Raw genomic sequence first — 25,535 nt, forward strand, 5'->3', positions numbered from 1 at the left:
GCGCTAAGGAGCGAATTGTGCTGGCAAGCTGCTGTCAGTAGAAATCTACTTCCCCGCTCATACATTTGATAATGAACTATAATAAGATTATTTATTGATCAGATAACGCATTTGTTATTTTAATCTAATGTAATAGCGAGGTCATTATGCAACTATTTAGAATAAATTTAACAAACCTTGTCGAAGAAATAAAAAAAAACTATTCACAATATGATGAAATAAGGACTAACCTTAAACAAGTTGGAAATACCTTTCATAAAAGTTGTCCTGCAATTACAGCAAGAAAAAAAGAATTTTTGTTTAATAATTTAAATAAAAAAATTAAAGCCGTAAGAAAGATTATTGATCATAAATTGGCAACCACAGACAAGAAAATTATTCGATTAAAAAATAAAAATTCAATTACCATTGAAGCAGCAGAAAACTTTATTATTGAAGGTAGAGATTCTAAGATTGTCGATTTATTAATGGGAGAAAATTGCTTCTGGTATAAATTAGGCGAAAAAGAATCAAATCGAAACGATTTATTTAAAGCAGTAGAATTATTTAAAAAACAAAAAAAATATAAGGCACTGCTGGAGGAAATTAATCATGGTATTAAATTATAATCGTACTTGCCGGAAAAAATTAAAATACTTATTTACTTTATATAAATTGTGCTGTTAGAGATCTTTTTCATCGGTTGAGCCGCCATAGAAAGAAAATGCACAATAGACACTAGACCTCTTCGGAAACCTACTGCGTGATACGGATCCTGCGTTGTCCGGTGCGCGCAATCCTCATGTACTTTATGTTAACGAAGGTTGCTGTGCACCGGGCGCCTTGACTCCACATAACGAACTACGGTTTCCAAAGAGGTCTACTATAAGACTTCTCGAAAAATCGTAGTGTACAATCAGGCAAACACAGCGCAGAATTCATGCCATGCAGTCGGCTATGCAACAAGTCTATTTTATCTGGCGTAGACACAAATTATTAAACAACTTTCAAACAATTATGTACAGAGCGGAATACACTGGGCACAATTAGTATTAGACTTCTTGCATAAATCTATTATGAATTATTCATAGCCTAGATCAGACGGAGAGCTAATAATGAACACATTAAAAGCCGGTGATAATGCGCCGGAATTTGTTTTACTCGATCAGAATGGCCTGAAAACCAGCTTGGCAGACATTCCGGGAAAACGCGCCTTAATTTATTTTTATCCCAAAGCCATGACGCCAGGTTGTACCGTTCAGGCCTGTTGTTTGCGTGACAATATGGCTAAATTGGCGGCAGCTAACGTCGAAGTAATGGGGATAAGCACCGATAAACCCGAAAAACTCCTCCGTTTTTTCGAAAAAGAATTATTAAATTTTACCCTGTTATCTGATGAAACACATGAAGTCGCTGAAAAATTTGGCGTGTGGGCGAAAAAATCTTTTATGGGAAAAACGTACGAGGGGATCCATCGAATTAGCTTTTTAATTGATGAAGCAGGCAAAGTAGAAAAAGTGTTTGATGATTTTAAAACCAGCAACCACCATGATATCGTGCTTAATTATTTACAACAAAAAACCACATCGAAATAAAAATAACAACTTTTAACCGGTGATCGTCCTGCATTGAGCAAAGAAAAAAACCTTCATGGATTGGCGATGTCATAAATAGTATTAGACCTCTTTCGAAACCTACTGCGTGACACGGATCCTGCGTTGCTCGGTGCGCGCAATCCTCATGTACTTATGGCAATGAAGGGTGCTGTGCGCCGAGCGCCTTGATTTCGTATCACTCGCTACGATTTCGAAAGAGATCTATTACATCAAAAGGAGAGTTTTTTTATATGGTTTTTTTCAAGCTCAGCAAAACAGTGATCACCCTATTAAGCCTCTTACATTGCTGGCCAACCACCGCCGCGGCAGTATCAGATCCGCTACCTGATATCGGCACAACAGCGGGCGGTATACTTAGCATCAATCAAGAATTGGCGCTGGGTGATTTTTATCAGCGCCAAATGCGTGCTCGGGCACCCATAATTAATGATCCACTGTTAAGTCAATATATTAATCAATTAGGTAATAAATTAGTCCTCAATGCGCATTCGGTTCTGACACCTTTTCATTTTTATTTAATTAATAACGATCTGATCAACGCTTTTGCTTTTTTTGGTGGCAACGTGGTATTACATTCGTCCCTGTTGTGGCATACCGAAAATGAAAGTGAATTAGCTTCGGTCATTGCCCACGAAATTGTACATGTCACCCCAGGGCGGGATCTAACTCATTAATTAATCAATTTTAGATTACAAAACACACAATTTGTGTATATTAATTAAACATATGAGAAAATTTCGTCTGCGAAATGCTTAAATATTGATCTTATTGATGACAAAAAATACAAAGTGGAATCCCGCCCTGCATGTCACCCAACGTCATTTAGCGCGTGCCATGGAAGAAACAAAAAGCACAGCTCCACTAACCTGGGTCGGCATGCTAGGTTCTGTTTTGTTAACCATGGCTAATCCACAAGCAGGAATGGCAGCACTAAATTCAACTATCGCCGGTAACCAACAAGGTATTATTAGTTTTACTCAGTTAAATGAGCAGGAAGCCGACCGTCTTGGGATTCAAATTTTGCAACGTTCGGGGTTTGATCCACAAGCAATGGCGAGTTTTTTGCGCAAGCTAGCTGATCAAGCCCGTTATGCTGACGTCCCTCTTGAGATATTACAAACTCACCCCTTACCAGAGAGTCGTGTATCGGATGTACGAAATCGCGCAGATCAGATGCCAGCACGTCCCGTGAATTCTTCACAAGAATATTGGTTTGCAAAGGTACGTATTCTTGCCATGTATTCACAAAAAAATAACTTGCGGGATGATTTATTTACTCGCCTTAATAAAAGCACTCGCGAGCAACAATTAGCCGCTAAATATGGTCAAGCCATTATGTTTTTTCAAACTAAAAATTATGGCCATGCTCGTCATATATTAGAGCCTTTATTAGCACAGCAACCGGATAACATCTGGTTTCTTGATTTAATTACCGATATCGATCTGGCAGAAAACAAAAATGAGAAGGTATTACAGTTAAATCTCGCTAACGCCTACATTAAAGGAGGCCAACTGGTTGCAGCCAGTAAATTATTATATTCCTATACCTTCGCTTATCCCGATGATCTGAATGGCTGGGATTTACTGACCGAAGCGATGGCGAAACAAGGGAAGCGCGATGAAGAATTGGCGGCGAGGGCGGAGCGTTTAGCGCTCTGTGGTGCTCTCTCTCAAGCCATCGAAGTATTAAGTAATGCCAGCACACAGGCAAAGCTCGGTAGCCTGAACCAAGCACGCTATGATACGAGAATTGATCAATTACGGGCATTAAATCAGCGCTTTCGCCAATATACCTCTTTCTAAACCTACTGCGTGACGCGAATCCTGCGTTGCCCAGTGCGCGTAATCCTCATGTACTTTTTGTGGTGGTCAAGTAAAATTGGCCAGTATCTTGTGTTCCTCCCAGTACAGCCGCTCGGATTCATTTGGTGTTAATCCGCCGTTGTATTGATGAGGGCGAGTTTGACTGTAGTAGCCAATGAGATAATCAATAATGTCCTGCTTGGCTTGTTGCCCAGTTGGATAGCCTGCTTTGGGTAGCCATTCGGTTTTGAGGCTTCTGAATAGGCGTTCCATAGGAGCGTTGTCCCAACAATTTCCTTTGCGGCTTAGACTTTGGGTCATACGATAGCGCCAAAGTTGCCGCCTGAACGTAAAGCTAGTGTAATGGCACCCTTGATCCGAATGAAACATAACGCCATTGGGACGCCCTCTTGACTCATAAGCCATACACAATGCCTTGCAAGTTAATTCACTGTCTGGGGAGGAAGAGAGTGCCCAGCCTACCGGTTTACGGGCAAACAGGTCTATCACCACGGCGAGATATACCCAATGAATTTCGAGTTACGGCAAGGTGGCAAGGGCGACCGACCGATGAGCGTAGACATACTACGTGATTCGGCGAGCACCCGCAGACAACAAAGCCGTAACTTGAAAGGCGAAGGGTATAAATCCAACGATTTGCTGCCCAGATGTAGGTAACGTCGCCGCACCAAACCTGATTAGGGGCAGCAACAGCAAACTGACGCGCTAACAGGTTAGGAATGGCCAAATGCTCTTGTGCCACCTTTTTATGTAACGCTATACCCTTGTTTTGTCACTAATTGAGCTGCTTCTAGCTTAAATTCAGCGCTATAGGGTAGTTTGGGTTTCTTCTTCATTATTCCACCTGTTTTGATAACCTGAGTTTATCACTTGGTTTTTATCAGGTGGCCAAATTAACTATGCCACTACACTGCCGTAAGGAAATATTAGACCTCTTCGGAAACTAGCATTCATATAAGAATTTTGGTAAAACACTCCTGAACAAGGAGCCGCCATGAAATATGAAGTAATAAAAGTACTGGAAGAGGAAAAATTTCGTCGCTTAACGGGTGTTAAACGCAGTACATTTGAAAAGATGATAAAGATATTGAATGAAGCAGATAAGAGTAAGCAAGGGAAAGGAGGTCGGAAACCCAAGCGGGGTTTAGAAGAGCGCTTATTAATGGCACTGGAGTATATACGAGAATATCGCACTTATTTTCATGTCAGCCAAAGCTATGGCGTGAGTGAGAGCACATGCTATGAAACGATTAAATGGATAGAGAATACGCTAATAAAGCATCCTGATTTTGCCCTACCTGGACGCAAAGCTGTATTAAAAAGGGATAGGGAGTATGAGCTGGTTCTTATTGATGCCACAGAAACGCCGATTGAACGTCCCCAAAAAAACAAAAGCCGTTTTACTCAGGAAAAAAGAAACGACACACCTTAAAAACACAAGTGCTCGTTGATAAAAAAAGTAAAGCAGTCATCTGTACAAGCTTTACGAATGGGAGGCGCCATGATTTTAGGTTGTTTAAGGAGTCTGGTGTGCGAATACATCCTGACATCAAAACAGTTACCGATACAGGTTACCAAGGGCTTGGCAAGATTCATTCAAACTCGGCGTTGCCTAAGAAAAAGACAAAGAAAAATCCCTTAACAAAAGAAGATAAACGCAACAATCGTGCGTTATCAAGCCAGCGTGTATTAAACGAACATGTCATTGGTATGATTAAAAGATTTAAAATTGTATCAGACCGTTATCGAAACAGGCGAAAACGTTTTGGATTAAGATTTAATCTGATTGCTGCAATTTATAATATGGAAATTAGATAAATGATAGTTTCCGAAGAGGTCTATTGAAAAACAGCCGAAAGTGAATACGCATCGCCACGACGGCCGGAGTACATTTTTACGTGCCCGCATCATCATGATAAAGGCAAGACTTCAGGGTTTAATACATCGACAAAGCGCACTTTATCCTGCTCGCTAACTTGACGCTCACCGCCGCTTCAATTACGACAGTAAGCAGACTCATAAAAACTGGTTTTTGTACTGAGATGAGTCTAGTCTTTATTTGGCATAATATAAAAAGACTAGCAGAAATGGCATAAATAACAGGTCGAAATGAATAGGTAACTTATTGATAAATAATGACTGAAAAGTTGTGCGTTGTTGTGTTTTGTCGCCTATTATGTAAGCAAAAATATTTTATTTATTTGTTTTTAATGGATTATTTTTCCTTACTGTAACTATCTTGATAATAGTCTATATTGTTTACTGAAATAACCGGTTAATACTTTTCACTAACTACTGGTTTCATAACTAACACAGGAATAGATGGATGAAAAATAAAAAATTTACTTATTCACTTATAGCCGCCGCTTTAGGGATGGCCAGTATGAGCGGTAGCCTCTTCGCTAAACCCGTATCGAATAAAGCAGAAAATTCGGTTGAACAAACAGGAAGCAAAATCGATGAAGTGGTGTCGAAAGACCCTGCTCAGGCTGAAAGAACCGCCGCAGAGGCCGCTAAAGCGGGCGGTGCAAAACCACCGAGCGAGAGCCAATCCATCACTGCATCTGCCCATGATGCCTTCATTACCACCAAAGTAAAAGCGGTATTACTCGCGACCAGTGGCGTACCTTCACATGATGTAAAGGTAGAAACTAATAGCGGTGTGGTGCATCTTAGCGGTGATGTAGAAAATAAAGAACAAATAGAAAAAGCACAAAAAGCGATTGAAGATAAAAAAATTGACGGTGTGAAAAGTATTAAAAATGATCTGAAGGTTAAACACTAGTACTTTGGCCGGCTGGTCGTTATATCGACCAGCTTCAAACAATAAAAAACACGTTATCTCGTTAAAATAAAAAATTATCTAAGTTGATCCAATAAATAATAATTCTGTTATGCTATATTGGTATTTGCATTATAAATATTATTTATATTCGATCATTTAAATATTAATTCATGTTATGAACTAGGAAGTAAGATAGAAGATTTATCCGTTGTAAATTATTAATGCATAATATTACCTTGCATATTAAGTTAATAAATATACAATTTTATTTATATAAAAAATCAAATAATGGATCCTCATATATGAATCAATATTTATCTCACACTAATACCCTTGCGTTAATTGCGGGTGGCCCCTTTCCTACTATAAGCATGCAAGACTATCGTTCATTAAACGCCATCAATAAAATGATCGTAGATAAAACCGCTCAGCTCCATCGATACAATAATGATACTTCATCCGCTATTGGTGCAGAAAAAAAATATAAAATCGTTGACGATAATGCGCACATACATATACAAGAATTTAAAGATAATAAATTAATCAATGTTTTTATACTTAACTATATCGATGATAATTTCATCGGCTATGAAGAAGTCATCAATAAGTATGATAAAAATAATCAACTCGTCAGCTGCTCACGTTCTACCTACGATATCAATAATCATTTTACTTACCGGGTAGTGTCTCACTATAACACTAGAGGTGAGTTGGTAAATACCGTTAAAACCCTATTTGAATACGATTCAAGTGATGTGATGACAGGCAGTCTTGAACTAAAGTACGATGCCAATAATCAATTAATTCAGAAAGTAAAATCGAAATATGATCTCACTGAGAGGGGCATGAGTATCAGAAAAAGAGAATTTAACTACGATACCAAAGGTTTAATGACTGACAGTAGTGAAGCCGTCTATGATGCTCAGGGTCTGTTAACTTATCATACTCAGTCAGAATATAACGCCAATAAAAAAATGGTTAAGCAAATAAATAGCGAATTTGATTACGATCCAAAGGGTCGTTTGTTAACGGAAAATCAAATACATTATGATGCAGATAATCAACCCACTGAATATGTAAAAAATTTCCAAGATTATGGCACCGAAGGACGTTTACTGAAAAAAAGCACGTCAAGATATGACCCAAAAGGTGTATTGATCGGCACTGCTGAGGTTAAGTATCAATATGATGCTAATGGCCAATTGGTTTCCCAGCAAGAAGCGGAATATGACGCCGATAAAAAAATCGTTGGCACAAATAGCATGACATTTAATTATGATGCTGAAGGTAACTTATTAACTATCCGGCATGAATTTACCGATCAAAAAGATAAATTAATTCATCTAATCGAATCAAAATACGATGATGATAATCAGTTTATAGGTCGTAGTGAAGTCGATTATTTCTATGATAGTGAGGGTAAATTATTTAAGAAGTGCACTGAACATTACGATGCTAATCAAAAATTAATCAATAGCTTTTTTTTAACAAAAGAAAATACTGAAGCCCCGCTTACCACTAATGCAACTGAATCTGAGGTTAATCAAAGTGACCTATTGACCAATGCCGATAGCAAAAACAAAGAAGTTAACTTAATGGACACATTAATCGCAGAAATTCATGGCTGGGCAAACCCTGAAAAAATAAATCTTTTCAATGTTATGTCCAACGTGCCCAATGCATTTTTACCGACATTACCCACACTTCTGGTGAATAGATTTAATTAGCTTTTAGCTTCTCAGAGCCTGTTCCAAATCTTTAGGCTCTCAGTGGCTAATGTTAACGATTAAAAAATAGACTTAAAATAATATTTTTAGTGATGGTAGGAAATTAAAAAACGGCTCAGAGAGCCGTTTTTTTATACCCACCGTCCTTCAAAGCTGCCGCTAGGCAGCCAGGGGGCTGATGAGCATATAGCTGAATCGGTACATGACTGGGATGAGCGATCGCGGCCAACGCCGCCGTAACTTTAAAGGCGAAGGGTATAGCCGAATTAGTTTAATTTGATTCAAGGCGGAGGAGCGCAGACAGTACAAATAGTACGGCAAGCGACGACAACGCAGAATCAAATTAAACTGCTTTGGCTATATATAATCAATTATGCTATTTAAATCGCTTACCTGCATTACGAAACATACGCATCCAAGGGCTGTCTTCACCCCAGTCCGCGGGATGCCAAGAATGGCTAACCGTACGGAAAACACGTTCTGGGTGCGGCATCATGATGGTCGCCCTGCCACTGGTACTGGTTAGCGCTGTGATCCCCTTGACAGAGCCATTTGGATTAGCGGGGTATTGCTCAGTGCATATCCCTTTATTATCGACAAAACGGAGTACCACCTGATTTTTTTCTTCCAATAGCGTTAAATCTTTATCTGCTACTGCAACTCGCCCTTCACCATGTGAAACAACAATAGGTAAACGTGAACCGGCCATATCCTGTGTAAATAAACAAGGGCTGGCAACCACTTCCACTAAGCTGAAACGCGCCTCAAAACGTGTCGATAAATTACGCTTAAAATGAGGCCAATGCTCTGCGCCAGGAATTAATGCCCGTAAATTAGACATCATCTGACAGCCATTACAAACCCCTAATGCCAACGTGTTTGAGTGATGAAAAAAAGCGGTAAATTCATCTCGTAAGCGGTTATTAAACAGAATAGATTTCGCCCATCCCTCACCGGCACCTAACACATCGCCGTAAGAGAACCCCCCACAGGCAACCAAGGTTTGAAAATCGGTTAAATTTATTCTTCCCGTGAGTAGATCACTCATATGCACATCGACAGCATCAAACCCCGCACGATGAAACGCCGCCGCCATTTCAACCTGAGAATTCACCCCTTGCTCACGCAATACCGCCACTTTTGGCCGTATTCCCTGGGCAATATAAGGCGCTGCAATCTTTTCGTTGAGATCAAAAGTTAATTTCACGTTTAAACCGGGATCAGTATTGTCTTTTTTCGCCTGATGCTCTTGATCAGCGCACTCTGGATTATCACTTAACCGCTGCATTTGCCAGGTGGTTTCAGCCCACCAGCAACGTAAAGTGGTACGACTCTCCTGGTATAGCTCTTCATTGCCGTGGCGGATAATAAAATCATCCCCGGCAGTCGCACGGCCTAAATAGTGCACGCAATCTGCTAAACCATGGTCGGCTAAACATTGTTCCACTTTGCTACGCTGCTGAGCAGAAACTTGGATCACCGCGCCCAATTCTTCATTAAATAGCGCCGCTAAGGTATCTTCCCCTAAGGATGCAATGTTCACATCAATACCACAGTGTCCTACAAAGGCCATTTCGGCTAATGTCACCAACAAACCGCCGTCAGATCGATCGTGATAAGCCAACAGTGCGCGATCGGCAATCAAAGATTGCATCGCATTAAAGAAACCGGCTAATTGGGACACATTACGAATATCAGCCGCTTTATCCCCTAATTGTCGGTAAACTTGCGCCAAGGCGGTTGCCCCCAATCCATTGTGACCCGCCCCTAAATCGATCAATAAAAGCGCATTTTTATCATTATTATCTTTTTTATCATCACGGTCTTCCGGAGCAAGCTGTAGCTGTGGCGTGACGGTACTACGAACATCTTCAACCCGCGCAAAGGCCGTGATCACCAATGACAATGGCGAAATCATCTCCCGTTGTTTATCGCCTTGCTGCCAACAGGTTTTCATCGACAGCGAATCTTTTCCTACTGGGATAGTTAAACCGAGCTCCGGGCAAAGTTCCTTGCCCACCGCACGCACAGCATCAAACAACCCAGCATCTTCACCTGGATGATCCGCGGCAGACATCCAGTTAGCCGAAAGCTTAACCCGTTTTAATTCGCCAATCTGAGTCGCGGCAATATTGGTCAATGCTTCACCGACCGCTAAACGCGCAGAGGCAGCAAAATCCAACAGCGCCACTGGCGCGCGTTCACCAATAGACATCGCTTCGCCATGATAACTGTCTAAACTGGCACTGGTGACGGCACAATCGGCTACCGGAACTTGCCAAGGCCCCACCATTTGATCGCGCGTCACCATTCCCGTCACACTGCGATCGCCTATGGTGATCAGGAAGGTTTTTTCAGCTACCGTCGGGAGATGCAGAATACGCTCTACGGCGTCAGCAATGGCGATCTTTTCACGATTCAGCGCTTCAGCGCAGACGGGTAAACGAGTCACCTCTCGTACCATTTTGGGCGGTTTTCCTAATAATATATCCAGTGAAATATTAATAGGCTGATTATTAAATTCACTATCCTTCACTGTCAGATCTTGTTTTGCGGTGGCTTTACCAATTACCGCATAAGGCGTACGTTCACGCTGACAGATTTCATCAAATTCTTTCATTTGATCGGGATTGACTGCCAACACATAACGTTCTTGTGATTCATTACACCATATTTCCAATGGGCTCATGCTGGGATCATCGCTCGGGATGGCGCGTAATTCAAAATCTCCGCCCCGCCCCGCATCATTGACTAATTCCGGCATCGCATTTGACAGACCCCCTGCGCCGACATCATGAATAAATAAGATTGGATTCTTATCGCCCCGCTGCCAGCAGCGATCGATCACTTCTTGGCAACGGCGTTCCATTTCTGGATTATCCCGTTGTACCGAAGCAAAATCTAACTCTGCCCCTAACTGGCCAGAGGTGACCGAAGAGGCAGCGCCTCCCCCTAAACCGATATTCATCGCTGCACCACCGAGGACGATCAGCTTTGCGCCGACAGGAATTTCACCTTTTTGTACATGATCAGCGCGAATATTGCCTATCCCCCCCGCCAACATAATCGGTTTATGATAACCCCGTAATTCATAGCGATTTTCATCGCTATTATCGCTCTTCAACCGAGCCTTCACCCGTTCTTCATAAGTGCGGAAATAGCCCAATAATGCCGGGCGGCCAAATTCATTATTAAATGCTGCCCCGCCAAGAGGCCCCTCGGTGATAATATCCAATGCAGTGGCAATACGATCCGGTTTACCGAAGTCTTCTTCCCAAGGTTGTTCAAACTTAGGAATACGTAAATTAGAAACGGAAAAACCGACTAAACCGGCTTTCGGCTTAGCACCCCGCCCGGTGGCACCTTCGTCACGAATTTCACCGCCTGAGCCAGTAGCCGCTCCCGGCCAAGGAGATATCGCCGTCGGATGATTATGCGTTTCCACTTTCATCAAAATAGGCGTTTCTTCTTGATGATAATCATAGATCCCAGTCTCAGCATCGGGGAAAAAACGTCCGACTCGTGATCCCTCCATGACTGCCGCATTGTCTTTATAGGCTGATAACACATAGTCTGGCGTTTGCTCGAAAGTATTTTTAATCATGTTAAATAACGAACGAGGTTGCTTAATACCATCAATAACCCAATCGGCATTAAAAATTTTATGACGACAATGTTCTGAATTGGCCTGCGCAAACATATACAGCTCAACATCGGTTGGATTACGCTCCAAACGAGTAAAAGAGTCGAATAAATAATCAATTTCATCCTTGGCTAAGGCAAGACCGAGCTGGTTATTAGCGTGCTCTAATGCGGTGCGCCCTTGGCTCAGGATATCGACCTGTTTTAAAGCAGGGGGTATATGAGAAGCACTTTGAGGAAAAATCTCTTTCGCGGAGGGAAAATCGGTAAATACCGCTTCAACCATACGATCATGCAGCATTGCTGCCAACTGCTGCCATTGCGTCGATGTCAACTCGACACTTTGAATATAAAAAGCCACGCCTCTTTCTAGACGTAATACCTTAGATAAACCACAATTATGCGCAATATCACTGGCTTTAGAAGACCAGGGAGAAATAGTACCTAATCGCGGTGTTACCAGCAGTAAACGCCCTGGCACAACGCGCTCTGAGGTAGCTTGCCGAGGAGAAACAGAAGAATCATACTCAAGCAAACGTGCCAGCTTAGTGTTTTCCTCTGCATTTAATGGAGCACTGAGATCAGCAAAATGAATATATTCAGCGTAGATATCATCTACCGGTAAACACAAATCCTTACAACGAGACAGCAGTTTAGTGATTTTAAAAGCCGACAAAGCGGCAGAGCCGCGCAGTATTTCCATAAGCAAAGTTTCTCTTGTTTGCAAAGCATTGGGGGACAGCATTAAGCGTCTGTTCAAAATCTCTTAACCCCACACAAGAGATTTCGAACAGACGCTAAAAAAACGCGGTGCCATTATAGTCAATGCTTAGCGATGACGAAACTGCTCTGTCGCTATCACCTGTTTTCTTCCTTGCCACGCAAAACCATCTCGTCATCAAAAATACCCCCCGCTTTCGACAGTACATTCAATGGCAGATCAACCATAAAATCAGTTGGTACCTCGATCTCATGTAATAATTCAAAAAATTCATTCCATGTTTTGGCACCGGGTCAATTCGACAACACTACATCGCCGGTCGTATCGTCTCGCGTGACATACACTTCGTCATCTATCATTTTTCTATCTCAGTTTGAGCTCTTTTGTAAGGTGATCACTTAAATCGGTTTGGATCACCTTTGTATGCTGATCACTCAAATCGGTTTGGATCACCTTTGGGTTATGATCACCAAAAAATTGATACAGCATCTCGGTGGCGGCTTTCGTCAACACCATAATTTCAATACGACGATTTGCGGCGCCTAAAGGATCCTTTTCATCAAGCAACATCTGATCAGCCATCGCGTTGATTTGTAAAATATGAGCATCATCTAATCCTCCTCTTTCTAACGCCCGTCGCGCCGCCATCGCCCTTTCTCCTGATAGATTCCAGTTGTTATAAAGCTCTTGATCACGATAACGCGCACCATCGGTATGACCGGTAATAATAACTTTATTATTGAGATCATTTAAAACAGGGGCTAATTCAGCTAATAAGCGTGTGAAAAAAGGCGTGAGCAATGCACTACTCAGCGGGAACATTTCTCGCTTTTTATCGTCCTGTATCAAAATGCGTAACCCTTGTGGAACCATTTCTATGTTTAAATTGGATTGCGCATTATGTGCTTTGCTGATTTCCAGTACCATCCGCGATAGATCTTGCATTTCTGTCGCCGATTTATCGACAACCTCTTTGCGTATTTGATCGGGCTCCTTGAAAGGCTCCTTCAAACGATTTTCGCGCGCCCTTTCTTTCATGCTGTCACGTGTCTTATTGGTGTGAAGCATCTCAAAATTTTTGTCTGCGCCATTTTTATTCTTCAACGGAATAGAAAGAAATGACTGATTAGAGAATATGGTATTGCCATGGATATGGGACATAATTTCATGTCTTTCTTCTTCCGAAACGGCTCCGACTATCCATAACACCATAAACAACGCCATCATTGCCAAAGTAAAATCAGCAAAGGCGACTTTCCAAGCCCCAGTATGAACACCAGCATGATGTTTCTTGGCGGAACGTTTGATAATGGTGGTATGTGTACTTCGAGCTTGCCCTCTCATTTAGGCGCCTTCCATTTTGTTGATCCAGGAATCAAGGGTGGCGAAAGTGGGTTTATTATCAAGCGGTAACATTTTACGCCCTGAATCCACTGCCAATAAGGAAGGTTTACCCGCGACATGATTGACCAAAACGATACGGACACATTCGAAAAAAGAAAGTCTCTTTTTCATTTCTTGCTCCATGGCATTGGCTAAGGGATCCATAAAGCAATAACAAATAAATACCCCGAGGAAGGTGCCGATCAATGCCGCGGCAACTTTAATACCAATTAAAGCAATGGAGCCATCTATCGATTGCATGGTAATAATAATACCTAGCACCGCAGCACAAATACCAAAACCAGGCATGGCTTCTGCTGTCCGTTGCATAGAACGCGACGGCACCAGCAGTTGTTCCTCAACAGCGCCTAATTCTTGCTCTAGAATACCTTCTAGTTCATGTTCATTTATCTTGCCCATCGCCATTAAACGAAAATTATCTGAGATAAAGGTGACTAAACCTTTATGTTTCAAAATAAGCGGGTATTTTTGAAATAGCGTACTATTTTCCGGAATTTCGATATGTTCATCTAATTTTTTCAATCCTCCTTCATCAACCATTTCTAATAATTCATACAATAACAACAATTGTTGTTGAAATTCTAAAGTATATTGATTTTTACTGACGACACTTTTTATTTGTTGCCACATTTCTACTAATACATATTTAGGATTAGCCAAAATCATGGCACCCATCCCAGCCCCTAAAATAATAATAATTTCGCCTGGCTGCCAAAAAGAGGACATAATGCCTCCCGACATTAAATAACCGCCAATAACGCAGAACATAATAATAATCAAACCCAATAACTTCTGCATAACTTCCTCAATGGCTACAAAATTTTTTAATTTTTTCTGCTATTTTTTTATTTAGTTGACAAACTCTCGCTTCAGTCAGCTCTAATACCAATGCAATTTCCTTCAAACTCAGTTCTTGCTGATAATAAAGACTTAAAATAAGCTTTTCTCTGTCATCCAATGTACCAATGGCTTGCCTGAGACTGTCTTGGATAATCATTTGCTCCTCTAACTCTCGGCTTTGCAGCGCATCGTTATGCGTTTCTAACGAGAGAAGATCATCTAAACTTTCCATAGCCTTGGCATTTTCTAATAACAGATACTCTTGATATTCTTGCGGGGTAATGGATAACTCTGCGGCAATCTCATCGTAATTAGGTTCATGCCCTAACCTTTTTCCCAATTCTCTTATCGCTTCGTTTGTTTTGTGTGTTTTTTGCCTTAATCTTCGGGGACGCCAATCATGCTCACGCAATTGATCCAGTATTGCACCGCGAATACGATGCACCGCATAAGCGGCAAATTGTTGATCGGGATGCCCATAGCGGCGCAGAGCCTCAAGCAATCCCATTAATGCAATTTGCTGCATATCTTCTCTTTCTAAAACGCTGTCGGCTTGAAACGATAGCTGCCGAACGACACGTTTTACTAGGGGTAAATAAGCATCAAGATATTTCCCTTCATCCAGAGAGGTCAATGCTATATTTTCATCAATACATATCATTGTCATAGAATTATTGAAAAACCATTTTACTAATAACAACATCATCGAATGGCATAGGAACTTTTAATTCATTAAAGTTTCTTTGATATTCACTCATTAAGCTTTGGCGTAAATCAGCAATAGTAAAACTACGGATTTCTTGATAATTCATACCAGAAAGTAAATTCACAGTGGCACCACGAATGGCAGGTGTTAGCGCTGTTACTTTTTTAACATCCGCGTCATCACCGGTGGCAATGCCCAATTCTAATAGCATATAACGCTCTTCATCATCGATATTCTTAAGCGTGATAACCATATTTTTAATTTCAACAAACTGTACCGGTTTACTTCCCCGCACAAAATGTTTTGGGCACCATATGGGTGGATTAATTCGCTCCTTTTTATATTACGCTGATAATTAAATGCCATCCATCCAGCAACAACAGTGGCAACAATAACTAAAAATATCAGTATTTTTGACCTCTTAGACATAATCATAAATAACCCACTAAACTAATCCATTAAACGGTTGCTAAAAGAGTGCCATCACCACCTGCACTCTGCTCTTCTTCAATAGTCATATTTCCAGCAGCACTGATGTGTGATCCTGATTCAAGTGTCCGTTGTTTCTGTTGTTGTTGTTTGTCACCAGAAGAAATTTGCACTTCCACCTGATGGGTCGTCACTGACGTTAGATTTTGCCGCAGTTCGTCACTGCTTTGTTGCAACATATGATAAATATCCCCTTGACTGGCATTAATCTGAATCTGTAATTTTCCCGCGTTGACACTGACAGAAATATCTATTTTTCCCATCTCAGGGGGATCAAGACGAATACTGGCGTGCTGCGTTCCCTTTTCTATTTGCAGCTTTAATCTTTCCCCCAGCAGCGTACGTAATTGCTGTGGCCATTGATCTTTATCGTTTGTTAGAGTGAACGGTTTCTCTAAAGCGCTAATCCCCTCCCCCGCTGGAGCATGATTTAAATTAGATTGCGCTATTAAGGTTGTTGGCACATTGGTTGGATTAGCAGGCGTCGGATTTGAGCGTACAATGAGGCTATCAGATGTCTCCTTTGCGTTTGCCGTGACCAAATTGACTTTAGTTTCAGCCGTTGACCATCGCCCCGGTGTTTCTACTGATATTAAAGGGGGGTTTTGGCTGAGAGCGGATGCATTATCATGCTCAGCATCAGATGAGGATACAGATTGCTGCATCCCCATCGGCGCTAAATAAGGTGGCAAAGAGGCTAATAGCGTCTCTAATAACGGCTGATTTTGCGCTTATTGCCTCATTGTGAGGCATTTTTTCCTGCCCTTGCGCCGCTAACACAAAATCCAAAGGATCAACAACAACAGCCGGGCTGTCGATTTCTTCACTCACAAAGCTAGCCGGGGTTAAGGGGGGGGATAGATCGGCTCCCATCTGCGTGAATACATCATTAAATGTTTCCCGCAACTCTACAGCCCCAGCCTCAGATATTTTAGAGATTGCAATAGGTATTTTGTTTTCGCTTTTTTGCCCGCTTGGTAGCGCAGAATTGATCGACGGCGTATTCACTTTACTGTCCTCTTATCAGCGTTGCATAAATTTCCATTCATTCCTTATTCCTTATTTTTTTCCTAATGTTTGCCAACCGTTATAAAGATTAGTGATGATGCCTTCGACCTCTACAATTAACTCGATGGATAACTGATTACTGGCGTCATACAGCCGATACACACAATAGTCATATAAACGTGCTAAATTCGCCGCAACGGAGCCGCCGTTGTCAAAATCGAGCACTGCCGTCAACGCATTGATAATATCAATGCATTTATTGACGCTTGTCGCCTTGTGTTCATAACGCTTAGCTTTGATATGGCTTTTGGTTCGTATCAACTCATCCATCAGCGCTGAAAACAACATCAACACCAGTTGATGCGAGGTCGCAACACAAGCTTGAGCAGCGATATCATCCTGCTGATACAAACGATAATCTTGGTTTTGATACATACACCGGGTTCCGTTTTTCTAATAATTGCGCCTTGACGGGAAATGAGTTTCGACGAACCTTTTGTTCTTAAGCTCATTTATTGCATTTTGTCTTAATCTTTTTTCTGACTCTTCTTTAAATTTCTCCAGCGCTGTCTGGTGTGCTTTTTCCTTAGCGGTAAGCTCCTTATCTTTTTCTGCTAAGCGCCTTAAATTCAATTGAATAAAACTCTCACTGCTTTTACCTTTAATGTTTTTGGGAGGATCAAAATAAACCGATAACTTATTTATCATACGGTTAACCAATCCGTTTTCTCCGTTAAATATTGTCGTCAAAGCGTTAGGATTTTGTTTTAATAAAGTGGCTAAATTTTTATCAACTGTCAGTTTTCCGCTTCTTTCTATTTGTACCACTCGTGTCTTCAGTTCTCTTATTTCATTTAGACATGAACGTTTTAAGTTAATAATATGGTCATTACCGGCAGCATCGAGTGCGTTATATGCCTGAACAAATTTTTCTACTTGTTGTGTCGTTGCTGATGTATCGAGAGAAAGAGAGAAAGAGACGGGACTAGAGCCGGTAAGTTTTTTCAGCTCAATGGAAAAGCCGGACACAATATCATCAAATTGATTGCTTGGATTGCTCGTTGCTTGGCCATCAATATTAATGTGTGCATCTTGCGCTTGGCGCTCCTCTCCTCCAGTCAATAGGCTGGAAGTCACGCTCATTGTATTGGCGACACCGCTTTCACTGCTTGCTAAGCTAAATGTTTTTTTGCCATCGAGACGATAAATTAAAGCAACGATTCCTTTATTATCGGGATGCGTATTGATAGCTTGTTGCAAACCTTCTAACGTCTTGTTCTGTAGTGCAGATAAATCGATTTCAAATGACTTACTGTTGATGGCCAATGTTAATAAACCACTCGCCTTAGCAATCTGATCATCATCAAGGGATTTATAAATAATTTTATGCTCACTGGCTAACGCGAGCACGTCCACTGTATGCGAACTTCTAATCGCTTTACTATCGTGGCTGATCTTGACGTATTTTTCTTGAGGATCACTGCTGATAACAGAATTTTGTACCATATCAGCATTATTCAATACGTTAAGATCAGCACGAAAAGTCTCTAATGTCTTTTGGAATTCTCCCCATCTATTTTCTTCAGCCTGAAAAATTTTTCGTTCATTTTTTAAGCTAACATTTTTTAAGCTAACGGATTGAGCATAAAACTGATTCTTCGCCATTTCTTCAGCCTGTTTTTTAAACTCAGGATTATCGATTTTAAATCCACTAATACTATCAACCATTATCCCTCTCACTATGTTGAAGTGATCCATATCTTAATTAAATGCAATAAGCATACCAACAATAAGCCATTGATTTAAAACTATATAAAAATCATTGCGGAAGCATTTTTTCTCTTTTTGGTTTCTAGCGGAAAGCGGCAATAAAATGAGTACTAAAAACACCGCCCTAAAGCGGTGTTTTTAATTATCGAAAATCTAAACTAAAGTTTGAGGGCTTTAATTCAATACACTACGTACCAATGATTGCTGTGCTTCTTGCTTTTTAGCCAACATCTTCAAAGACAAATCATTGTTTTGCATCGCATTATGAAAATTTTCCATTTCTTCAGCGAGATTGATAGCCGTTAGGTTGCTTTGAGAATCAGTGTTGCTTTTTAATGTATTGTTTACACTATTGGTTATGTGCCCCAAAAGATTAATATTGACAGATAACTCTGCACGTATATTACCTAACTGTTGCCGTGCTTTACTTAATATATCAATGGCTTTGGCGGGAACATCAGCAGCAGCTAGATCTAAGCTTTTAAGAGCATCAGAATCCCCCGCCTTAATAAGGTCACGTAATGCCTTTACGGCTTCTTTTAAGTTCAGTTTTAACTGATCGTCTTTGCCGGTACCCGTTTGGAATTTCAGCCCTGCCTCACGGCTCAACAGGCCGTCTTCACTCAGGATTTTTTCGTTTCTGTAGTTACTCTTTTCAAATATAGACTCCAATTGCTCGCCCAATTTGTTAAATTCTTTGGTTTGTGCCGCTTTCTCTTCAGCGGAAAAGGTATCATTAGCCGCCTGCAAAGCCAGATCATCCATTTTCACAATGATCGCGCCTACTTCTTCTAACTCACCCTTCATTGTTTGCAACATAGAGGTTGCGTCAGAAAGGTTACGCAAAGTAACACGTGTCCCACTAGCAGCCGCTTTCATACCGTTAAGAATTTGTTCTTCAGATGGACTTAAATTACGTGAATTACGGGCAACTTTATCCGAAGCTATATTCATTTCTTTGTTACTGTCTCTAATCGCTGCATGGGCATTAGTCGAAGTTATTGAGCTTATTGGCATGATTAATATCTCCTTAATGAAGGGGCTACCTATTAGCTCCTTGTTGGTACCTGATATAAGCGACATTTGCATCGGAGAAATTAAATCAATTTAATTAAGATAATCGGCGATTAAAATAATAAAATCAGGGATAAAAGGAATGAGAAATCGACATTTTCTGGCTAATTTTAAATAAAAAATGGCTTATTTAAGCTTGTTATAAAATTATTTATATCGGGTCAAATAAACATATTTATTACATAATTAATTATATTTATTAACATTCGCTGAATTCAATTGAAATCTTTATCATGGCAGTATGAAAATTAAATATTTATCAATTAAATTCAATAATATAGAAAAACAATTCAATCTTGGCTTGACGCAAAATCAAAAGAAATCAGTCTATTAATCATCAAACTATTGATTATTTTTTCTTTGTAGAGTAAAAATATTAAATTGATTAAATAACTTAAATTTTATTTAAAATGTCTATCTCTTGTTTCAACAAGGTTGAAAAACACAAAATTAAAAAAAAGACAATCAAAAATATTCATTGTCTTATATTAAAACTATTATCATTTAGGTAAAAATAAGGATTGACATGACACTTTTTTCTTATATGTTGAATCATTGCCATGAAAAAACGTTTATATTCTGTTAATAATTGGCGGGTTGATCTTTATTCCGGGTGCATGACTCATCAATATTCTGGTGAGACAAAACGCCTTGGTGAGTATCAGCTGAAATTGCTCGATATCTTGTTACAGCATGCGGGCGAGATCCTTTCTCGTGATCAACTGACCCATTTAGTGTGGGAAAAACGTGTGATTGGTAACAATAGCCTGCCCAATGCAATTCATACCTTGAGGAGTGCGCTGAATGATAATAAAAAACAACAGCGTATTATTCAAACCATCCCTAAAAAAGGTTATTTACTCGATGCTTCTTATTGTATCGCTATCGAAAAAGAGGATCACTCATCGGCAAATGAGAACATGCCTCCGAAAAATATACCCTTCGCCTTTGAAGTTGCCGCTAGGCGGCCAGGGGGTGAGACCGATGAGCGTAGACAACTACGTGATTCGGCGATCCCCCGCAGTCAACAATGCGGCGGCTTCAAAGGCGAAGGGTATAACCTCACTGATGACAATAATCATGATGCGGATAAAGATCAAAATAAACCATATCAAGATAATAACAGCGCTTTTCAGCCAGCTGAAAAAGATCGCTTTCAGCTAGCAGTAACCCATTGCCCAAACTTTAGCGAAAAAAAATCGATTCTGGTTTCTTGGTGGTTGTTAGCAAAAAAAATATTTTTATTAGCGAGAGTCAAAATAATTTTCGCTATTTTATTAACCATTGCGGTGAGTGGCTGCATTTTGTTTGTTATCGATCCTCATAACCATTCATCATCCCATTTCTTTGCCGAAGAACAAAAACAGAGCCTTTATAGCCATATCCGTTTATTTAAAATAAAGGATCCGACGCAACGCATAAAAAATGAAGACGATCTTCATGATAGATTGAAAGATACGCTGTTTTTACTTAATAAAAACAGTAAAACAAAAAAAATGCACTTGAGTATTTATTATCATCTATCACTAGACAAACTCGATTACACCTTCGTCATTGAGAATGATTGTAAAAAACAACAGCTCAATATGAGTATCTACCATTGGCGTCTTGACAATAAAAATCTAAATCATCTCATTTACCGTGAAACAGAGAGAAAGATGAATGAAATTCTTCCCTGTGATAACTAATTTTATCCTGTTAATAATAATCCAATGGCTAGCCTCGTCTTCCGTTTTCAGTGCTAGCGAAATGACAAATAAAAAAATAAATCACCTACAAATTGGTTTTTACGATTTACTGTCGAAAAAAAAAGAAATTTATGATGTCAAAATAGTTATCAACCAAAATACACTGCTCAGTACTATTGTTGACCCTAATGATAATCGCTTTATTTTTAAAGGGAAGTTCGTGCAAAAATCTTTACCAGGACGGCCACTTGAATACCATTACACGCCTATTTTTTACCATAATCCCACTTCCGGTCTTATGGTCGATGGATTAATAGATGATTTTACACAGCATAATACGCCACCCTTTACCCCAATATGGGTAAACGGACAATTAATAATGTTTGGACAAGGGGGAATATTTGTTGATGAGAACGGATGATTTTTATTCAAAAAAGTAGACTTCTGGCAAAACCTACTGAAGATTTAACTTCGTACTACGCAGTAGGTTTTGCCAGAAGTCTATTAAAAATCACAGTTCCTTATCGCTAAGATCGCGCACATCCGTTGTCTTGCCATTACGACTAACAGAAGCGATCCCCTTTTGGGCTGCCGCATCAGAATTGTAAAATTCGCTCTTACCAATGACTTGATGATTTTTAGCTTTCAATAAGAAATAAGGTTCATTTCTAACATTAAGCTTCACTTCATATTGCTTCTCATCGGGGGAATTGGTTTGTACCGAAGCAATACCATTTTCTGCCGAGGCTTTACTAACATACATCTCACTCGTCAAAATAATCTCGTGGTTGCCTGCTTTTAAATTAAAATAATATTGCCCGTTTTTCGCTTTTTTAATTTCATAGTAACCGTTAATCATGATATTTTCCTTTCTTTGTTGGCTAGAAATCTCTAACCAGTTTAGTCTAGGTTAACAGTTTTGCTGTTATTTAGAGCAATTATTTAGAGCAATATTTGTTCTTATGAAGGGAAGTTTTATCTTAACCTGTTATTTTGGGGGGTAACGTGGTGCTCCCTCTTTTTTTACGATATATTTTATTCAATGCGCTGTAAAACCCCGCCTTTCAAGGCGGGCTCCCCTCAACAATTTCAGTCAGAGAAGGTATCAACGCACAATCAGTATCAAGAGCCATCAACATCAATAAGAGCAGCCACCCTTACCCATCGGGGATAATTGGAAGATCAACCTGAATAATAATGAAATAGCATTAGCCGAATGAAAAAAAAATGTACCTCTTTTCGTGATTACTCAGCAGAGTCTGACCTTTTCGTTCGCCGTGCTTTAATTGCCGTTTTTGGTGTTCTAGTGTTAAGCGCGGTTTTAATCGCGAATTTATACCATTTGCAAATTACTCGTTTTGAAATTTATCAAACACGTTCTAATGAAAATTGTATCAAGCTGGTTCCCATTGCACCAAGTCGTGGCATTATTTATGCCCGTAATGGCGAGCCATTAGCGTTAAATCGTACTATTTATCAGCTGGAATTGATGCCAGAAAAAGTAGAAAATTTGCCGGCAACACTGAAAGCATTACGGCCAATCGTTGAATTGACCGACGAAGATATCGCTAATTTTGAAAAAGAACGCAAACGTTCACGCCGCTTTACTTCAATTGTACTAAAAACCCCTCTTACCGAAGTACAGGTTGCGCGTTTTGCCATCAATCAATTTAATTTTCCCGGTATAGAAGTCAACGGCTATCAACGGCGTTATTATCCCTATGGGGCTAGCTTGACTCATGTCATCGGCTATGTTGCCAAAATCAACGATAAAGAAGTGGAACGCCTGAATAAAGAAGGCGTGCTAGCGAATTACGCCGCAACGCATGATATAGGTAAATTGGGAATAGAACGTTACTATGAATCCATTTTACACGGCAAAACAGGTTATGAAGAAGTGGAGGTTAATAATCGAGGCCGAGTAATAAGGCAATTAAGGGAGCAACCTCCGCAAGCGGGAAAAGATATTTATTTAACATTGGATTTAAAATTACAAATCCACATCGAAAAATTAATTAGTGGCAGCCGTGCTGCCGTGGTGGTGACTGATCCGCGATCCGGCGGTATATTAGCTTTGGTGTCTAATCCAAGCTATGACGCAAATTTATTTGTCAATGGCATTTCGACGAAAAATTATCAAACATTACTCAATGATCCTAACCGCCCTCTCATCAACCGTGCTACTCAAGGCGTTTATCCGCCCGCCTCAACGGTCAAACCTTATATCGCAGTTTCAGCGCTGAGTGCCGGAGTGATCAACAAAAATACCAGCCTGTTTGATCCTGGCTGGTGGCAATTGCCTGGCTCAGAAAAACGCTTTCGTGATTGGAAAAAATGGGGTCATGGTCGTGTCAATATTGTGAAAGCCATAGAAGAATCATCCGATACTTTCTTTTATCAGATAGCGTACGATATGGGTATTAATCGATTATCGGAATGGATGACAAAATTTGGTTATGGTGAGTACACTGGCATCGATTTATCCGAAGAAGCTTCCGGTGTAATGCCAACCCGTGAATGTAAGCAAAAACGTCATAAAAAACCTTGGTATCTAGGAGATACTATCCCCGTGGGCATAGGTCAAGGTTATTGGAGCGCAACCCCCATTCAAATGGCAAAGGTGTTAATGACACTGGTCAACAACGGGGTTGTCAAAAGTCCTCATCTATTATCAAACACAAAAATAGAAGGCGTATTGATACCTTACCAACAGAAAGAACAGGTTCAGATGAGCGATATTGATTCCCAGTATTGGGAAATAGCAAAAGAAGGGATGTATGGTGTTGCTAATCATCCTAATGGTACCGTTCACAAAAGTTTTGCAGACGCCCCTTATAAAGCGGCGGTTAAATCAGGTACTGCACAGGTTTATAGTTATGAAACCTACAATGCAAGTAAAATTGCCGAACGTTTGCGCGATCATAAATTAATGACGGCCTTTGCGCCTTTTAATAATCCAAGGGCAGCCGTTACTATTGTGTTGGAAAACGGGGGCTCGGGTGCCAGTATAGGAAGTATTACACGCCAGATCCTCGACTATACGCTGCGCAATGACAACGGAGCGGAACGTCAGCTCCCCAACACAGAAAGGCCATTACGCGATGACGGATAATCACCAAAAACAGGCGCTCTTGTCTAAAATTCATATCGATATACCGTTACTGATCTGTATTTTGCTCTTATTAGCTTATAGCGCCTTTATTATGTGGAGTGCCAGTGGGCAGGATGTCGGCATGATGGAGCGTAAGATCACACAGATAGTGTTCGGTTTGTTTACGCTGTTGCTGATGGCGCAAATCCCGCCACGAACCTACGAAAACTGGGCCCCTTATCTTTACCTTATTTGTATTTTCTTACTGGTGCTGGTTGATGTATTTGGCCAAATCAGCAAAGGAGCAAGGCGCTGGCTTGATCTCGGTTTTATCCGTTTTCAACCCTCCGAAATTGCTAAAATTGCAGTACCTTTGATGGTGGCACGTTTTATGAATCGTGATCTTTGCCCGCCATCGTTTAAAAATACCCTGATCGCCCTCATTCTTATTTTTACTCCCACTTTATTGGTAGCAACACAACCCGATTTGGGCACCGCGATCCTTATTGCACTCTCTGGCTTATTTGTGCTGTTCCTCGCAGGAATGAGTTGGCGTTTAATTAGCGTTGCTGTTTTATTGATCGCTGCTTTTATTCCTATTCTTTGGTTTTTTTTGATGCATGATTATCAGCATGATCGCGTCATGATGCTGCTTGATCCGGAAAAAGATCCTTTGGGAGCCGGGTATCACATTATCCAATCAAAAATTGCCATTGGCTCCGGGGGATTATTCGGTAAAGGTTGGTTACATGGTACTCAGTCACAGTTAGAATTTTTACCTGAACGCCATACTGACTTTATTTTTGCTGTCTTGGCGGAAGAATTAGGATTATTCGGCGTATTAGTTTTATTAGTACTTTATTTATCTATCATTATGCGAGGCTTGATCATCGCCGCTCGTGCACAAACCACTTTTGGCCGAGTGATGATCGGAGCCTTGATGCTGATTTTGTTTGTTTATGTTTTTGTTAATATTGGTATGGTAAGTGGGATCTTGCCCGTTGTGGGCGTACCTTTGCCTTTAGTTAGTTACGGAGGCTCAGCCCTCATTGTCTTAATGGCCGGATTTGGCATTATTATGTCAATACATTCCCATCGAAAAATGTTATCCAAAAATTTATAAAATATACTCTTCGTCTTTGAAGTTGCCTTCGGCGGCCAGGGCGACCGA

At 40.5% G+C, this 25,535-nt stretch carries 21 protein-coding genes and 3 pseudogenes; 12 read left to right on the forward strand and 12 right to left on the reverse strand.

Annotated features, from left to right (window positions below; translation table 11 throughout):
- The first annotated feature begins 146 nt into the window (after positions 1-146).
- The 4 genes and pseudogenes from REG_RS03255 to REG_RS03270 all read left to right on the forward strand — a co-directional run.
- Positions 147-608: a hypothetical protein gene (locus tag REG_RS03255; protein WP_006704446.1), complete on the forward strand. Its 462-nt coding sequence runs from the start codon at positions 147-149 to the stop codon at positions 606-608.
- Positions 609-1,094: 486 nt separating this feature from the next.
- Complete coding sequence (gene bcp / locus REG_RS03260; protein WP_006704447.1) at positions 1,095-1,574, forward strand: thioredoxin-dependent thiol peroxidase; 480 nt, start codon at positions 1,095-1,097, stop codon at positions 1,572-1,574.
- 251 nt (positions 1,575-1,825) lie between these two features.
- Positions 1,826-2,233 (forward strand): annotated as a pseudogene (locus REG_RS03265) (M48 family metalloprotease); the annotation flags it as partial.
- A gap of 162 nt (positions 2,234-2,395) precedes the next feature.
- A pseudogene (locus tag REG_RS03270) lies at positions 2,396-3,398 on the forward strand (M48 family metalloprotease); the annotation flags it as partial.
- A gap of 66 nt (positions 3,399-3,464) precedes the next feature.
- On the opposite strand, the pseudogene REG_RS03275 reads toward REG_RS03270, so the two are convergent.
- Positions 3,465-3,926: pseudogene (locus tag REG_RS03275) on the reverse strand (IS3 family transposase); the annotation flags it as partial.
- On the opposite strand from REG_RS03275, the gene REG_RS13080 reads away from it, so the two are divergent.
- The 4 genes from REG_RS13080 to REG_RS03295 all read left to right on the forward strand — a co-directional run bounded on the left by REG_RS13080 (position 3,927) and on the right by REG_RS03295 (position 7,931).
- On the forward strand, positions 3,927-4,076 hold the full coding sequence (locus tag REG_RS13080) for a hypothetical protein (protein WP_176603403.1): 150 nt from the start codon (positions 3,927-3,929) through the stop codon (positions 4,074-4,076).
- Positions 4,077-4,413: 337 nt separating this feature from the next.
- Positions 4,414-5,237, forward strand: a protein-coding gene (locus REG_RS11865; RefSeq protein WP_260200023.1) for an IS5-like element ISRein1 family transposase whose coding sequence is annotated in 2 segments (ribosomal slippage) — positions 4,414-4,801 and positions 4,801-5,237 — 825 coding nt in all. Because the reading frame shifts where the segments join, the coding sequence is not laid out codon by codon here.
- A 508-nt stretch (positions 5,238-5,745) separates the two neighbouring features.
- A complete protein-coding gene (locus REG_RS03290; protein ID WP_006704449.1) occupies positions 5,746-6,204 on the forward strand; it encodes a BON domain-containing protein in 459 nt (152 codons plus the stop codon).
- Between the two features lie 302 nt (positions 6,205-6,506).
- Entirely contained in the window at positions 6,507-7,931 is a 1,425-nt protein-coding gene (locus tag REG_RS03295) for a hypothetical protein (RefSeq protein WP_141553601.1), read from the forward strand.
- 376 nt (positions 7,932-8,307) lie between these two features.
- On the opposite strand, the gene purL is transcribed toward REG_RS03295, so the two are convergent.
- The 10 genes from purL to REG_RS03345 all read right to left on the reverse strand — a co-directional run bounded on the left by purL (position 8,308) and on the right by REG_RS03345 (position 19,528).
- Positions 8,308-12,276, reverse strand: a complete 3,969-nt coding sequence (gene purL, locus REG_RS03300; RefSeq protein ID WP_039907004.1) for a phosphoribosylformylglycinamidine synthase — start codon at positions 12,274-12,276, stop codon at positions 8,308-8,310.
- Between the two features lie 381 nt (positions 12,277-12,657).
- Positions 12,658-13,638: a putative lateral flagellar export/assembly protein LafU gene (gene lafU / locus REG_RS03305; RefSeq protein WP_006704452.1), complete on the reverse strand. Its 981-nt coding sequence runs from the start codon at positions 13,636-13,638 to the stop codon at positions 12,658-12,660.
- A complete protein-coding gene (motA, locus tag REG_RS03310; protein ID WP_006704453.1) occupies positions 13,639-14,496 on the reverse strand; it encodes a flagellar motor stator protein MotA in 858 nt (285 codons plus the stop codon).
- Between the two features lie 7 nt (positions 14,497-14,503).
- Positions 14,504-15,205 carry a FliA/WhiG family RNA polymerase sigma factor gene (locus REG_RS03315; RefSeq protein WP_039907167.1) on the reverse strand — a complete coding sequence of 234 codons (702 nt, stop codon included), beginning with the start codon at positions 15,203-15,205 and terminating at the stop codon, positions 14,504-14,506.
- Between the two features lie 4 nt (positions 15,206-15,209).
- A complete protein-coding gene (locus REG_RS11870) occupies positions 15,210-15,539 on the reverse strand; it encodes a flagellar basal body-associated FliL family protein (protein WP_006704455.1) in 330 nt (109 codons plus the stop codon).
- A 163-nt stretch (positions 15,540-15,702) separates the two neighbouring features.
- Positions 15,703-16,398: a flagellar hook-length control protein FliK gene (locus REG_RS10670; protein ID WP_006704456.1), complete on the reverse strand. Its 696-nt coding sequence runs from the start codon at positions 16,396-16,398 to the stop codon at positions 15,703-15,705.
- Complete coding sequence (locus tag REG_RS03330; protein WP_006704457.1) at positions 16,373-16,741, reverse strand: hypothetical protein; 369 nt, start codon at positions 16,739-16,741, stop codon at positions 16,373-16,375. Before REG_RS03330 ends, REG_RS10670 begins: the two co-directional genes overlap by 26 nt.
- A gap of 51 nt (positions 16,742-16,792) precedes the next feature.
- Positions 16,793-17,176: a flagellar export chaperone FliS gene (fliS, locus tag REG_RS03335; RefSeq protein WP_006704458.1), complete on the reverse strand. Its 384-nt coding sequence runs from the start codon at positions 17,174-17,176 to the stop codon at positions 16,793-16,795.
- 18 nt (positions 17,177-17,194) lie between these two features.
- A complete protein-coding gene (gene fliD / locus REG_RS03340) occupies positions 17,195-18,469 on the reverse strand; it encodes a flagellar filament capping protein FliD (protein WP_039907005.1) in 1,275 nt (424 codons plus the stop codon).
- Positions 18,470-18,685: 216 nt separating this feature from the next.
- On the reverse strand, positions 18,686-19,528 hold the full coding sequence (locus tag REG_RS03345) for a flagellin (protein WP_039907007.1): 843 nt from the start codon (positions 19,526-19,528) through the stop codon (positions 18,686-18,688).
- 617 nt (positions 19,529-20,145) lie between these two features.
- Between REG_RS03345 and REG_RS14045 the strand changes: the two genes are divergently transcribed.
- Positions 20,146-21,273 (forward strand): winged helix-turn-helix domain-containing protein, encoded by a 1,128-nt coding sequence (locus REG_RS14045; protein ID WP_006704461.1) that lies wholly within the window; start codon positions 20,146-20,148, stop codon positions 21,271-21,273.
- The gene (locus REG_RS03355) at positions 21,248-21,694 is read left to right on the forward strand and encodes a hypothetical protein (protein WP_039907008.1); all 447 of its coding nucleotides are present in this window, start codon (positions 21,248-21,250) and stop codon (positions 21,692-21,694) included. Before REG_RS14045 ends, REG_RS03355 begins: the two co-directional genes overlap by 26 nt.
- A gap of 90 nt (positions 21,695-21,784) precedes the next feature.
- Here REG_RS03355 and REG_RS03360 read toward each other — a convergent pair whose 3' ends face one another.
- Complete coding sequence (locus tag REG_RS03360) at positions 21,785-22,132, reverse strand: YegP family protein (protein ID WP_006704463.1); 348 nt, start codon at positions 22,130-22,132, stop codon at positions 21,785-21,787.
- 357 nt (positions 22,133-22,489) lie between these two features.
- Here REG_RS03360 and mrdA point away from each other — a divergent pair, with 357 nt between their 5' ends.
- Positions 22,490-24,385, forward strand: coding sequence for a peptidoglycan DD-transpeptidase MrdA (gene mrdA, locus REG_RS03365; protein ID WP_006704464.1), 1,896 nt, complete (start codon positions 22,490-22,492; stop codon positions 24,383-24,385).
- Positions 24,375-25,487 (forward strand): peptidoglycan glycosyltransferase MrdB, encoded by a 1,113-nt coding sequence (mrdB, locus tag REG_RS03370; RefSeq protein WP_039907009.1) that lies wholly within the window; start codon positions 24,375-24,377, stop codon positions 25,485-25,487. Before mrdA ends, mrdB begins: the two co-directional genes overlap by 11 nt.
- Positions 25,488-25,535 lie beyond the last annotated feature (48 nt).

The sequence above is a fragment of the Candidatus Regiella insecticola LSR1 genome (assembly GCF_000143625.1).
GTDB classification, from domain to species: Bacteria; Pseudomonadota; Gammaproteobacteria; order Enterobacterales; family Enterobacteriaceae; genus Regiella; species Regiella insecticola.